Here is a 12595-nt window from a genome sequence, read left to right as displayed (position 1 = left end):
TTCTTTCTTTGTAATTTTAGCGTTAAAATTATTCTAACATTTTATAGGTTAGAGCAAATGAAGAAAGGAATAATTATGAAATACTACGCAGTAAAAAATGGCCGCACACCAGGTGTTTATCGAACATGGGAAGATGCTAAAAAGCAAGTAGATGGATTCTCTGGTGCAGAATATAAATCTTTTGAAAAAATCACTGATGCAACTGAATATCTAGATTGGAATAAGGAAACACAACCTGATATTGTTAAAGAAGATTCTTTAAGTAATGCAATTAAAAAAATTAAGTCAGCTAGTGGAGCATCTCAAGACAACTCTAAGACTTCGGCTGACTATTTTGCCACTATTTACACTGATGGAGGATCTCGAAATACTGGTGTTCATAAAGGCGGTCATGTCAATGAGACCGATAAAGCAGCTTGGGCTTATTTAATTGAATGGGATAATAGACGTACATATGGTTCTGGGGGAGAATTTGGTGCCACAAATAATAAAATGGAGCTACTCGGACTAATCAATGCACTGGAAAAATTAATTGAGCTAAAATTCAATAACAAGCACTTATTGTTTGTTTTAGATTCACAATATGTTTTAAACGGAATCAATAAACACTGGATTGAGGGCTGGAAGAAGCGTGGCTGGAAGAGATCAAATGGACCTTTGATTAATGCTTCTGAATGGAAGAAATTAGATAGTTTATTGGGACACTTTTCTGACAGTGAATTTAGCTGGACCAAGGGACATGCTGACAATCAAGGAAATAATTTCGTTGATCACGAGCTCAATAAATATATGGATCAAATGAAATAGAAAGTTCAAAAATTCTTAATATCACTAAGAGAGACTATAATAATAAGTGAAAGCGCATAAACCAATTTAAATGAGGTGATATTATGAAAAAGTTCTTTAAAGTAGTTGGTATTGGTGCAGCAGCTGCTGTAACCAAGAAGCTTATAGATAAAAACAATAATAGTGGCGAAGATGTAGTTGAAGACGAAGAACCAGAGTTTGAAGATGGAGAATCTGATGATAGTACTGAAAATTCGACTGAAACTACTGAGTCAACTGAAACAAACTAATTATTAAAAAATCCGCTTGCTAAATCAAAAAAAAGTCTGCAATTTTGCAGACTTTTTTTGATGCACTTTTTTTAGTAGTTGCTATAATAATAAGTGAAAGACTAGGACGCACGCAGGTACTAGTTTTGACGACGGAGACGACTACAAAGTAGTCGTCTTTTTTTTCTTAGATTTTAGTTTAAGATAATTGCACCGCCAAAGATACCTCTGAACCAGCTAACGATAGAATCGATTAGTTTTTGGAACCAATTTCTAGTTTCTGGAGTATTAAATTTTAAAAAAATGTTTTTAGCCCCTGATTGAATTTGATCAGTTAATTGGCTAGCTTGTTGTTGGAAATTCTTATCCTTTAAGGCACCGGAATTTTTAACTTTGATTAGAACATTGATAATTTGTTCTTTTTGATTGTTAGTAATAGTGTCACCAAGGTGGTTAATGTTAATTTGATTGTTAACAATATCTCTAACTTGGCTATCAGAAATATTTTGACCTTGCTTAGCCATTTCTTTTTTAGCACCAGCAACTGCATTATTTAATTGAGCATCCGAGTAGCCGTCTTTACCTTTATTTTGGCTAGTAATTTTGCTCAAAGTGTTCATTTCAGTTTGTGCCGCATTAATTTGCTTTTGGTTCAAAGAATCACCATTTTTGGCATAGGCTGCATAAACACCGGCTAAAGCACCTGATCCATCAATGGGAGTAGCAGAAGTTACATAAATATCTGCATCAGATATTCCGGCAGTTAGGGCTGCATTTTTATATTGGTTAGCTGTAATAGTTGTAATGTTATTATGACCGTTATAAGGTAAAATATGAACATTAATACCACTACCAGAGCTAGTCTTTTGAACCATGGCACTAGACCAAACGCCGGAGTTATCAGTAAAGTCATAACCAGACGGATTAAGGTATTTTACAAGATCGGATCCAGTAATGGTAATGGTAGTATAATTAGCGTCATTTAATGATTGGGTTAAGGTATCAATCGTGCCTTGTTTTTGAGAGGCAGTCAGGGATGTACCTAATGTTACAACAGGAGTGTCATTATCATCGGCTTTAGCAGTTTTAGTATTAGTAATGGCACTTAGCCCTAAGATTCCACTTGATAAGATAGCAACAAGTGTAGTCAGTATTTTTTTCATAATAAAATTTTCTCCTTATGAAATATACTCATTTGATGGCTATATTATAACCTAAATAGTTAACTGAATTATGTAAATAAGTATTAAGATGTTATAATCATAAGCAAAAGGAGGCAGACGCCGTGTTACGCCAGCCAATGTTAACGGTAATTATGCCCGTCTACAATATGGAAAAGTATTTAGGTCGGGCACTTGACGCTTTAGCTAAACAAAAAGATAGAAATTTTAAATTACTAATTGTTAATGACGGATCAAAGGATAGAACTCGTGAAATAGCCGAGTCATACCGGGATCGGTTTCTTTATTTTGATATTATTAATAAGAAAAATGGAGGGCTTTCTGACGCTAGAAATGTTGGAATGACTCACGTAACTACACCATATTTTACTTTTCATGATGGGGATGATTGGGTAGATTCAGGCTATACTGCCTACTTTATCAGAGCCTTTGGTGAGCATCCAGATGTTGATATTGTTTCTTGTGGTTTTTGGATTGATTCAGAAAAACGTCATGAGAGTCATCCTGTAGGAAACAAGCAAAGTGGTGGGCTAATTGACAAAAGAGAGGCTTATTTAAAGATGACTAGTGTATTTGGGTCCCCTGTTAAGGGTTATACCTGGAATAAGGGATACAAAATTAGCATCATTAAAAAGTATCACTTGCGATTTGTAGAAGATCTGGCATTCATGGAAGATCAGATTTTCAATGTTAAATATGTGTCTTTGACTAATGGCTTTTACTATAGCTCAACGCCTTATTATCATTATTGGCAGCGAGCAGATAGCATGGTTCACGACCTTAATCCAAAGAAAATACCTGATAATTTTAGAGCAAATTATCGGGTTTGGCGCCAAATTATTAAAAGTTTGATGGCAGAGCGTGAGGCTCAAAAGGAAAGTAAAAATATCGCTAAAAAGGCATCTTTAAGCGATTTTGACCATCAAGATTTATAAGAACTTACAACTAAAGGAATCAATATGAAAGTAAAAGTTAATGGGGTAAAAATTTACTATCAAAAATTAGGTAAAGGACATCCCTTAATTTTATTGCATGGACATCATCAAGACGGTGGGATCTTTGATAAGCTAGTTGCGCCTCTTTCTTTATATTATACTGTGGTAGTTCCTGACATGCGTGGTCATGGACTAAGTGAAGGAGAGGCTAGTGAACACTATCAAACAGAAGTAGAAGACTTACGGGCCTTTATTAACGCACTTAAGTTAGATAAACCATATATCTTAGGTTTTGGCTCCGGTGGTTTAGTAGCCCTTTCTTTAGCTGCGCAAGCTCCAGAATTAGTTTCTAAAGTAATAGTTGCAGGTACTTATGTTAATGGAAATGGTGTGAACGCAAAACATATTGCTGCTAATACAATTCGTGGATTTTTTAAAGGGGATCGAGATAGTAAGGTTGCTTTAAGAGAAAGTCATATCCCTGTTGAAACACTAAAGCGAATAAAAACTCCTACTCTATGTGTAGTTGGAGAAAGAGATTGGGTTAAAGTCGAACATGTTCGTTGGTATAGTCAATTATTACCTAATTGTCGCTTAGTCTTAATGCCGCGTCAAACTCACTACAGTTATGTTGTTCATAGCTTAAAATTATTAGATTTAATTAAAGCTTTTTGTAAAGAGGACTAGTTTACTAGTCCTCTTTTTCTTTTTGTACTTAAATCAGATAGAATTAATATATAAAGTATAAATTAACGAGGCAGAGGATAAGGATTATGAAAGAAATAGTAGTGCAGGGAATGAATGGAGAAATGGTAGTAGAGGGAGATAAGATTACTGTGAAGCATACAGGACCTTTATTTTTAGGTAAGCGTGAAGTAGTGTTAGATATTCATAGTCTGCAAGCAGTAGTTTATAAAAAAGCACATCTATTAATTAACGGCTTTCTAAAATTAGTACCTAAGGGAGATAATCCCATGCTTTATCAAACTGCCACCTTACATCAAATGGGGAAAGACGAGCTAGCCATTATTTTACGTGCTTTTGAAAATACAAACCCACAAGATGCAGAAGATTTTTATACTTATGTTGTTGGTCGTTTAGATCAAATTAAGGCAGCTGAAAATAATCATTTATAATCTACAGCTGAAAAGTAGAGCAAAATAGGAATTTTTCGTTATAATAAGAATAGCTGTTAATTTTACAAGGAAGGGCAAATTAATGAAAAAAGAAGAATTGCACGAAATGTTGCACCCAATGAAATTAATCGGACTTGGTGGAAACCAAGCTCTAGCAGAAAGAATTGCGGCTGCTTTAGATAAGCCATTACTTGAAACTGCTGTTCAACACTTTAGTGATGGAGAAATTCAAGTAAACATTACAGAAAGTGTTAGAGGTTGTGATGTCTACGTAATTCAATCTATTCAAGATCCTGTGAATGAAAACTTCATGGAATTAATGATTGTATTGGATGCTTTACATCGTGCATCTGCTCACTCTGTTAACGTAGTAATTCCTTATATGGCATATTCTCGTCAAGATACTAAGAATCGTTCACGTGAACCAATTACTGCAAAATTATTGGCTAACTTGCTTCAATTGACTGATATTGATGATTTAATTGCAGTTGATTTACATGCATCTCAAATTCAAGGTTTCTACAATATCCCAGTTGATCACTTACATGCGATGCCAATTTTAGCTCAATACTTCTTAGATAATGGTATTGCAAGTAAGGAAAATGATGATGTAGTAGTTGTTTCTCCTGATCACTCTGGTGCAAAACTTGCACGTACTTTTGGTTCATACTTCGATGCTCCAATTGCTATTGTTGATCAACGCGGTGCACGTTATGACGCAGAAGCTCATGATATGATTGGAGACGTTAAAGACAAGACAGTCATTATCGTTGATGACTTGATTGATACTGGTTCTAGAGTTGCTTCTTCAACTAGATCAGTCTTAGCTGCCGGTGCTAAGAAGGTTTATGTTGCTGCAACTCACGCACTACTTTCTCAAAATGCGATCGATGTATTGAACGAATTGCCAGTAGAACAAATCGTAGTAACTGATACTATTAAGCACAAGAAGTACCCAGATAGAATGGTTCGTTTATCTGTAGCACGTTTACTTGCTAAAGGTATTGATTACATTTACAACGATAAGTCCATTCACCAAATTTTTGATGAACAAAACAGAATTCAAGGCTAATTCAAATTAAAATTTAATATTTAAGAAAAGATTGATCTTGGTTTATAGCTGAGACCAGTCTTTTTGTGTTTGAACATTTATATTTAATTAAGAGTAAAATCTAATTAAATATATCCTTAAAATCATGACTAGCCTTCCAGACATAATTTGACAATTTTCTCATGCAAGTTATAATACAAACAAATAAAATAGCCAATTAATTGACTATACAAGAATTTTAATTTCATAAAAAGAAATGTCTCTAGTATATGTTAAATACTAGAGGCATTTTTGTCTTTAAGGGAGGACTATAAAATTGGATGAAAAGGAGAAGCTAAAAAGGTCACTTAAGAGCCGTCATGTAACAATGATTGCAATTGGTGGAGCGATCGGAACTGGATTATTTTTAGGGTCTGGTACAGCTATTCAAAGTGCTGGTCCATCAATTATCTTATCTTATTTGATCGTTGGTATTATTAGCTTTTTTATGATGAGAGCTTTAGGAGAATTAATTTTAGCTGATCCTGAGCAACATTCATTTATTGAATCAGTAAAAAAATATCTTGGAAATAGAATGGAATTTGTTGCGGGATGGACTTACTGGCTATGCTGGCTTAGTTTAGCGATGGCTGACTTAACTGCAACGGGAATCTATTTAAAATATTGGTTTAAAAATCTGCCTCAATGGGTCGGACCATTAGTGATTATCATTTTGTTAATGTTAGTTAACATGGTTAATGTGGGTCTATTTGGAGAGCTTGAGAGTTGGTTTTCAATGATTAAAGTTTTAGCTATCTTAGCTTTGATCATTACCGGACTAATTCTTTTAATTATGCATACTAAAATCGATTCTAGAACCGTTTCTCTAAGTAATTTGGTAAACTATGGTGGCTTTTTTCCAACAGGATCCTGGGGCTTTCTGAAGTCATTCCAGATGGTAGTTTTTGCTTTTGTAGGAATTGAAATTGTTGGACTGACAGCTGGTGAAACAGCTAATCCTGACAAAGATATCCCCAAGGCAATAAATACTTTGCCAGTTAGAATTGGATTATTTTATGTTGGCTCGATGATTGCTATTATGGCAGTTTATCCATGGAATAAGATTGTTACTACAACAAGTCCGTTTGTACAAGTTTTTGGAGCAATTGGTATTCCAGCCGCTGCCGGAATTTTAAACTTTGTTGTTTTAACAGCAGCAATGTCGGCAACAAATAGTGCAATTTTTTCAACTAGTAGATCTTTATATGCTTTATCTCGAGGCAATAATGCACCTAAGAGATTCGGCAAGTTAAGTAAAAAGGCTGTTCCGAATAAGGCCTTAACATTTTCATCTTTGATTCTATTCATTGTAGTAATTCTTAACTATATTATGCCGGCTCAAGTTTTTGATATTATTTCTAGTGTTTCAACAATTAACTTTATTATGGTTTGGATAATCATTATGTGGACTCACTTGAAGTATCGAGCAGAAAATAAGGGACAACTTGGCAAGTTTAGAATGCCCGGTTTTCCGATAACGAGCTGGATTACAATAATTTTTTATTTAGTAATTTTAGTAATATTAGCTTTAATTCCAGCAACTAGACTACCATTGATTATTTCAATTATTTTTATTTTAGCTTTAGCCTTAAGCTATACTCTTTTAGAGAGAAGAAAAAGTAAATAGTGAGAAGAAACTGACGGACAAAGCGTCAGTTTTTTATATAGGATTAATTTAAAAAAATAAATCCTAATTCGTTATTAGTAATAGTACTTGGTATAATAATTGTAATTAACACTATGAAAACGCTATACTGTATAGGAATAGAATAAATAGTACGAGGAAAAAGATATGGCAAGACAAAAAAATTTAGTAAGACGGCATGAAATATTACGCAATACTTTTATCCTTCTGAAAAAGAGAGGGATGGAGAATGTATCGCTGCAAATGATTGCAGATAAGTCGGGATTTCTAAATCATTGCTCCAATCTTACTACCCACATAAAAATTTGTTAATTACAGAAATTGTTACCAACTTTATGACCGCTGTGTTAAAGAGTTTAAATGCGACTGATTTTAAAGAATTAAATACATATTCTAAAATGAAAATTTTTATTTATTTAATTTTAGAACAAGGTATTCAAGATGAAGGAGTAGAGCGTGTAGTTAAAAGTATTTTAAGTGATAGTGATTCCTTAGATTGCTGGAGTCAAATTCTTGACGATTGGCTTAGAAATGAAGGGGTTAAGCATGATCTTGGAAGTGACCGTCAGGTTCAGATTGGCTTAAACTTTATTGTCACAGCTGGCGGAAGTTTATACATAAAACGTGCTGAATTGGATTTAGATGCAGATCAAATTTCTGATATAATGGTAAAAACTTTTATGTCAACATTTCTATCAATGGATGAGTCTAAGATAGATCAAACAATTGATGAGGCAAAATCTGCTTTACAAAAATATGAACTAGCTACTTTGATCCAAACAATTAATGAGATGTTTGACAATTAATTTTTAAGGAAGGTCTAGGAAATGGCAGTACGCACACGCAGTGAGTTACGTAGAATTGATCAAGCTCAAACTGTGCATGATAAAAGATCCTTTGGAATTGCAATCTTTACAATTGTGGTTTTATTTTTTAGCTTAGTAACTTTTATGAATCCAATTTTTATGAAGAGTCAAATTGCAAAGGAAAGCAACGGAGTAGTAGCTGAACGATATATTAATCAGAAATTTGATAATTTCGCTGCGGCAATTGGTGCTGATAGAAGTAGTAATAATAGCACTAATAATCTTCTTACCGTTGAACAAACAAGACCAATTGCAGATGCGATGATTGATTATACCTTGGGCATCCATCTATTTAGAGCTGAAAATTCAAGTTTAGCTGGTCAAATTAGAAAAATTATATTAACAAAAATAGATGATAATTCTTCCATGGAAGCCAAATCAGTACAAGAAAAGCTCAGGAAGAATAAAAATAGTGGTCTATATGCAATTATAACGAGTTTTGGCTTAGCAAATGCCACCTTAATGGCAAACGTTGAAATAGTGTTGTTAGTTTTGAGCATTTTGATAATTATTTTTGTAGGTATCTTAGCTTATCAGCAAATTAAAAGATTGCACGAAATTGTTTCAACTCGACGTTTAATTCAGATGGTTGCTGCTGGAGGGATGAGAGCAGCAATTTGTATGATTGTGATCTTTGGATTACTAGCATTTATTCCAACAATTTTTGATGTTGAAAGCTTTATTTTAAATATTGGTTATTTTTTAGAAGTAGCTAGTGGCATTTTCTTGGAATTAGTAATTGTTGGTGTAGTTTTATTTGTAATTAGTACTATTACTTGGCAAATTACTAGCGCTGAATAAAATTTTAATAAGCACACAAAAAAGGTCTCAGGTTTTAACCTGAGACCTTTTTTTGGGAAATGGCGCCGGATTGGATGATCTTAATTGTATTCAAGTAAGTGTAAAGTAGTTAGGGTATAAAATAATTGTAATATGCAACAGCCATAATGGCTCTTGTAAGGGTCCTCAACCATTTCTCAATACTTATTTTTACAGTAATTAAGCTTTAAATCAAGTTGAAACCAATAATTATTCTTAAATAATATAATATGTTTGGATTGTACCAAAAGAATATTCTTAAATTACAAATTAGTTATTTTATAAGATCTTTTAAAGTATTAGTTTATTAATTAAATTGCCTAATCCATTGCTTTTTACCAAGATAATACCAAGTTGTATGGTTGGTTGTAATAGATTGACAATAAGCATAGCTTTTTCCAGGGGTAACGTGATTAGAAGTTGTTTTTTGTAAACTAGGATAAGGGCTAGTGTAAATATGAGTATCAAGAGAACTATTATCAATATTTACTACGCCGGCAGTTAGGTCTGGATTACTGTAAACATAGAAATTATGGAACCATTGATCTTCACCTAAATTGTAGTAAGAGTAACCGTCTTGATAAGAACGACCAAAAATTATCGGGTTCATGCGACGATTTTTATTTAAAGAATCACGTAACTCTTCTGCCTGAAGTAAGAGAGCAGATTTAATAGTTGTATTTGAAGAAGGATCATCAGCTTGTTTTAAGATATTGCGGGTTGTTTCATCAGTAGCCTCTTTAATATTTTGAGACGATGAGATAGTAGATGAATTTTTAACCTTGTTTTTAGTCTTAGTGCTATCTTCCGAAACTTCTAATTTTGGTTGATTGGCCGCTACTTGATTAAAAAGCTTAAAGCTGTACTGATAGACATTAGAAATATTTACGTTATATTCATGTCCTGAGACTAACTTAATATCTCCAGGAAAATAGGTCAGAATAGTGTCGAAATAACCGTATCCTTTGTTACTAAAGTTATTAACTTTTGTTGCTTGACTTGTTTGACCGGTATCGAGATCAGTAATTGTAATTTTGGGAATACCAGAAATGGTTTTGTCAGATAAGTAGAGTGACCAAGCAATATTATTTCCCTGAAGTAATTCGATTGGAAAAACGCCACTATTTGGATAAGCAACTGTACTTTTTGCAGCTGCTTTATAGCCATCACTTGGATAGGCAACTTGTTGAACAGAATAGCGATAATTATTTTCCCCATAAGCGGCGCCAATACCTGTAGTTGTAAGTCGACTAGATAAAAGCCATGCGCGGTGTCCCGTGTCTGAACCATCAAGATTATAGGTATCAGTTAATAAATCTGTGATTACGTCCCCAGCAGATTGATTACTTACATTAAAGTTAAGGTTTGAACTTGCAGAGACGTTTTTGGCAATTGTCCAATACGTATCATTAATATAATCAGGTTTGGTTTCACTAGGGAAGCCATGTTGGTTAGTGAATGGGTTAGCTTTGATTGCAGCCATAACGCTTGCCGTGATTTGAGCGTTATCATTATCGGTTTTATTTGTTGAAATACTTGGTAAATCAAATAAAGCTCGGTAAAAATTAATATAATCTAATTGAGAAGTGATATAAGAATTTGTAACAGAGCCGGGTGAAAAGGGAGCCGTGAGATGAGGAGTGCTGGCATAAAGAGTATCTGCATTAAAATTATCTTTAGGTAAATTTTTATATTGATTTTGAATTTGATGAACTTCTTGAATTTCATCTTTAGTAAAGGTTGCAGCCTGTGCGTTAGTAACTATAACGGTAGAAGTAGTTGTACTTAACACAATAGTTGCTAAAAAAGTGGCTGCTTTTTTGGTAAAAGTCATAATTACTCCTTTTAGCGAATCATATAGTAGCATGCTAGTAATATATATAACGTAATTATAAAAAAATTGCATTCTTTTTAGACTTTTTTTCGAAATTGATGCATTATAGCGTCACGATTGTTTATAATAAGGTTTCGAGGACAAAAAGGAGATAAAAATATGACTAACAAAATTAAGATAGGTTTGATCTTCGGTGGAAATTCTTCAGAATATGAAGTTTCTATCATGTCTGCCCACAACATTTATGAAGAAATTGATACTAATAAATTTGATGTTTATCCAATGTGGATTACTAACGATGGATACTTAGCTGATGATGCAGATTCTCGCAAAGTATTAGATAATCCTAAAATGGAAGTGGCTAATCCTCATAAAGTAGCTAATATTTCTAATATTATTGAGTTAAAAGATCGTCCTGAAATTGACGTATTTTTCCCAATTGTACACGGAAACTTAGGTGAAGATGGTTGTTTACAAGGACTATTTAGAGTTTTAGATAAACCATTTGTTGGAGACGATGTTTTAGCAGCAGCTGTAACGATGGATAAGGAAATGACTAAGATCCTCGCTCAACGTGCTGGTGTTCCTGTAGCAAAATGGATTGCAGTTAAGCGTTTTGAATATAACGATCCAGATAACGAGAAGTTAGACTATGAATACGTAGCTAGCCAATTGGGTTCAGATTTATTTGTTAAACCATCAAACCAAGGCTCTTCAGTTGGTGTAAGTCATGTTACTAACGAAAAAGAATATAAGGTTGCTTTAGCGGAAGCCTTTAAATACGATGATAAGGTTTTAGTTGAAGAAACTGTTCATGGTACTGAAGTAGAAACTGCTGTTTTAGGCAATGATAAACCAATCGTTGCTGGTGTTGGTCAAATTATTAACGCAAAAGATTCATTCTATACCTATGAAAATAAGTATGATGATGACTCAACATCAACTTTAGAAATTCCTGCTAAGCTTCCTGAGGGAATTGTTGAAACAGTTAGAAAGAATGCCTTAAAGGTGTTCCAAGCAACTGAATGTAGCGGCTTGGCTCGTATCGATTCGATGCTTCGTAGTGAAGATAATGAAGTTGTTCTAACAGAAGTAAATGCTCTTCCTGGTTTCACTAATATTAGTATGTATCCTAAGTTATTTGAAGAAATTGGAATTCCATACACTGACTTAATTACTAAATTAATTGATTACGCAATGGAACGCTACGATCATAAGAAGACTTTGTTACATAAACATGATTAAACTTAGTTTAAGTAAAGGGAGAATTTAGGATGGCAAGCGACCATAATTTTGAAGAACTTGAGGCCCCAGCAAAAACGGCGGAAGAACTTCATATTAGCGTAGCAACGTTAAGAAAGTATTCTTTAATCGTGGAAAAGGTTACTGGAAATAAAGATTACTATGAAAGAACCAAGCAAAAGTCTCGCTTGTACTCGGCAAAGGATATTGAAGATTTAAAAGCTTTTAGAGCATTGTCTAAAAATGCTGATTTAACCTTGCAAGAAGCAGCTAGACAAATCTTTGCAGTAAGCGATAAGAAAACTGAAGAAGTTAAAAAAGCAGCAAAAATGCAAAAATCAGTTGCTACTAATACTGCCACTGTTGATGCTGATCAAGTAGTAAGACTTTTAACGATGCTACAAAATACTATTGCAAGTCAGAACAAAGCAATTGAGGATTTGCAGAAGCAGGTAGCACGTGTTGAAGCTCAAAATAAAAAATTAATTGATCGTTCACACCAATTAGCTGAACCAGAATCGGATGGTTCTAAAGAAAAACAAGAAGCTAATAATAAAGATCAGGAAGCTGCCAAAGAGATTACTGAAGAACAAAAAAGTGAGCAAGAAGCTCATGAAGAAATTTTAAGAAAAGCTAGAGAGAACGAAGAAAAAAGGCGTAAACAACAGGTGGAAGAAAATATTCACCGTACTTTAGCCCAAATGCAAATTCGCCCTAAGAAAAAACACCATTGGTGGGATCGCTTTTTCAAGTAAAATAGGATGCCGAAATGCGGCATCCTATTTTTTTATT

13 protein-coding genes are annotated in these 12595 nt (G+C 33.9%); 11 read left to right on the top strand and 2 right to left on the bottom strand.

Features of this window, described 5'->3' with window-relative positions; translation table 11 throughout:
* Positions 1 to 75 precede the first annotated feature (75 nt).
* Both HMPREF0528_RS06850 and HMPREF0528_RS06845 read left to right on the top strand, forming a co-directional pair.
* Positions 76 to 807, top strand: a complete 732-nt coding sequence (locus HMPREF0528_RS06850; RefSeq protein WP_034525296.1) for a ribonuclease H family protein — start codon at positions 76 to 78, stop codon at positions 805 to 807.
* An 83-nt stretch (positions 808 to 890) separates the two neighbouring features.
* Positions 891 to 1076 (top strand): hypothetical protein, encoded by a 186-nt coding sequence (locus HMPREF0528_RS06845; protein WP_004896154.1) that lies wholly within the window; start codon positions 891 to 893, stop codon positions 1074 to 1076.
* 173 nt (positions 1077 to 1249) lie between these two features.
* Here the strand turns inward: HMPREF0528_RS06845 and HMPREF0528_RS06840 are convergent, their stop codons facing one another.
* On the bottom strand, positions 1250 to 2218 hold the full coding sequence (locus HMPREF0528_RS06840; RefSeq protein ID WP_004896152.1) for a DUF1002 domain-containing protein: 969 nt from the start codon (positions 2216 to 2218) through the stop codon (positions 1250 to 1252).
* Between the two features lie 122 nt (positions 2219 to 2340).
* Between HMPREF0528_RS06840 and HMPREF0528_RS06835 the strand changes: the two genes are divergently transcribed.
* The 7 genes from HMPREF0528_RS06835 to HMPREF0528_RS06805 all read left to right on the top strand — a co-directional run bounded on the left by HMPREF0528_RS06835 (position 2341) and on the right by HMPREF0528_RS06805 (position 8709).
* The gene (locus HMPREF0528_RS06835) at positions 2341 to 3171 is read left to right on the top strand and encodes a glycosyltransferase family 2 protein (RefSeq protein ID WP_004896150.1); all 831 of its coding nucleotides are present in this window, start codon (positions 2341 to 2343) and stop codon (positions 3169 to 3171) included.
* Positions 3172 to 3195: 24 nt separating this feature from the next.
* Positions 3196 to 3858, top strand: coding sequence for an alpha/beta fold hydrolase (locus HMPREF0528_RS06830; RefSeq protein WP_004896148.1), 663 nt, complete (start codon positions 3196 to 3198; stop codon positions 3856 to 3858).
* An 86-nt stretch (positions 3859 to 3944) separates the two neighbouring features.
* A complete protein-coding gene (locus HMPREF0528_RS06825) occupies positions 3945 to 4307 on the top strand; it encodes a hypothetical protein (RefSeq protein WP_004896146.1) in 363 nt (120 codons plus the stop codon).
* 82 nt (positions 4308 to 4389) lie between these two features.
* A complete protein-coding gene (locus tag HMPREF0528_RS06820) occupies positions 4390 to 5379 on the top strand; it encodes a ribose-phosphate diphosphokinase (RefSeq protein WP_004896145.1) in 990 nt (329 codons plus the stop codon).
* Between the two features lie 295 nt (positions 5380 to 5674).
* A complete protein-coding gene (locus HMPREF0528_RS06815; protein ID WP_004896144.1) occupies positions 5675 to 7024 on the top strand; it encodes an amino acid permease in 1350 nt (449 codons plus the stop codon).
* A 353-nt stretch (positions 7025 to 7377) separates the two neighbouring features.
* The gene (locus HMPREF0528_RS06810; RefSeq protein ID WP_004896143.1) at positions 7378 to 7848 is read left to right on the top strand and encodes a hypothetical protein; all 471 of its coding nucleotides are present in this window, start codon (positions 7378 to 7380) and stop codon (positions 7846 to 7848) included.
* Positions 7849 to 7869: 21 nt separating this feature from the next.
* The gene (locus HMPREF0528_RS06805; protein WP_004896142.1) at positions 7870 to 8709 is read left to right on the top strand and encodes a hypothetical protein; all 840 of its coding nucleotides are present in this window, start codon (positions 7870 to 7872) and stop codon (positions 8707 to 8709) included.
* A gap of 325 nt (positions 8710 to 9034) precedes the next feature.
* On the opposite strand, the gene HMPREF0528_RS06800 is transcribed toward HMPREF0528_RS06805, so the two are convergent.
* Complete coding sequence (locus HMPREF0528_RS06800) at positions 9035 to 10561, bottom strand: CAP domain-containing protein (protein ID WP_034525295.1); 1527 nt, start codon at positions 10559 to 10561, stop codon at positions 9035 to 9037.
* Between the two features lie 159 nt (positions 10562 to 10720).
* Between HMPREF0528_RS06800 and HMPREF0528_RS06795 the strand changes: the two genes are divergently transcribed.
* Together HMPREF0528_RS06795 and HMPREF0528_RS06790 are read left to right on the top strand one after the other, a co-directional pair.
* Positions 10721 to 11806, top strand: a complete 1086-nt coding sequence (locus HMPREF0528_RS06795; RefSeq protein WP_034525294.1) for a D-alanine--D-alanine ligase family protein — start codon at positions 10721 to 10723, stop codon at positions 11804 to 11806.
* A 29-nt stretch (positions 11807 to 11835) separates the two neighbouring features.
* Positions 11836 to 12558, top strand: coding sequence for a coiled-coil domain-containing protein (locus HMPREF0528_RS06790; RefSeq protein ID WP_004896135.1), 723 nt, complete (start codon positions 11836 to 11838; stop codon positions 12556 to 12558).
* Positions 12559 to 12595: the final 37 nt, after the last annotated feature.

Source organism: Lactobacillus johnsonii ATCC 33200 (assembly GCF_000159355.1).
GTDB lineage: Bacteria > Bacillota > Bacilli > Lactobacillales > Lactobacillaceae > Lactobacillus > Lactobacillus johnsonii.
The sequence above is the reverse complement of the archived record's forward strand: the minus strand, read 5'-3'. Positions and strand labels throughout refer to the sequence as shown.

Excerpts from the sequence above, each read along its gene's own strand:
- HMPREF0528_RS06845 (WP_004896154.1), top strand. The coding sequence starts at position 891 with ATGAAAAAGTTCTTTAAAGTAGTTGGTATTGGTGCAGCAGCTGCTGTA.
- HMPREF0528_RS06830 (WP_004896148.1), top strand. The coding sequence starts at position 3,196 with ATGAAAGTAAAAGTTAATGGGGTAAAAATTTACTATCAAAAATTAGGT.
- HMPREF0528_RS06795 (WP_034525294.1), top strand. The coding sequence starts at position 10,721 with ATGACTAACAAAATTAAGATAGGTTTGATCTTCGGTGGAAATTCTTCA.
- HMPREF0528_RS06850 (WP_034525296.1), top strand. The coding sequence starts at position 76 with ATGAAATACTACGCAGTAAAAAATGGCCGCACACCAGGTGTTTATCGA.
- HMPREF0528_RS06800 (WP_034525295.1), bottom strand. The coding sequence starts at position 10,561 with ATGACTTTTACCAAAAAAGCAGCCACTTTTTTAGCAACTATTGTGTTA.
- HMPREF0528_RS06790 (WP_004896135.1), top strand. The coding sequence starts at position 11,836 with ATGGCAAGCGACCATAATTTTGAAGAACTTGAGGCCCCAGCAAAAACG.
- HMPREF0528_RS06820 (WP_004896145.1), top strand. The coding sequence starts at position 4,390 with ATGAAAAAAGAAGAATTGCACGAAATGTTGCACCCAATGAAATTAATC.
- HMPREF0528_RS06840 (WP_004896152.1), bottom strand. The coding sequence starts at position 2,218 with ATGAAAAAAATACTGACTACACTTGTTGCTATCTTATCAAGTGGAATC.
- HMPREF0528_RS06805 (WP_004896142.1), top strand. The coding sequence starts at position 7,870 with ATGGCAGTACGCACACGCAGTGAGTTACGTAGAATTGATCAAGCTCAA.
- HMPREF0528_RS06810 (WP_004896143.1), top strand. The coding sequence starts at position 7,378 with ATGACCGCTGTGTTAAAGAGTTTAAATGCGACTGATTTTAAAGAATTA.
- HMPREF0528_RS06825 (WP_004896146.1), top strand. The coding sequence starts at position 3,945 with ATGAAAGAAATAGTAGTGCAGGGAATGAATGGAGAAATGGTAGTAGAG.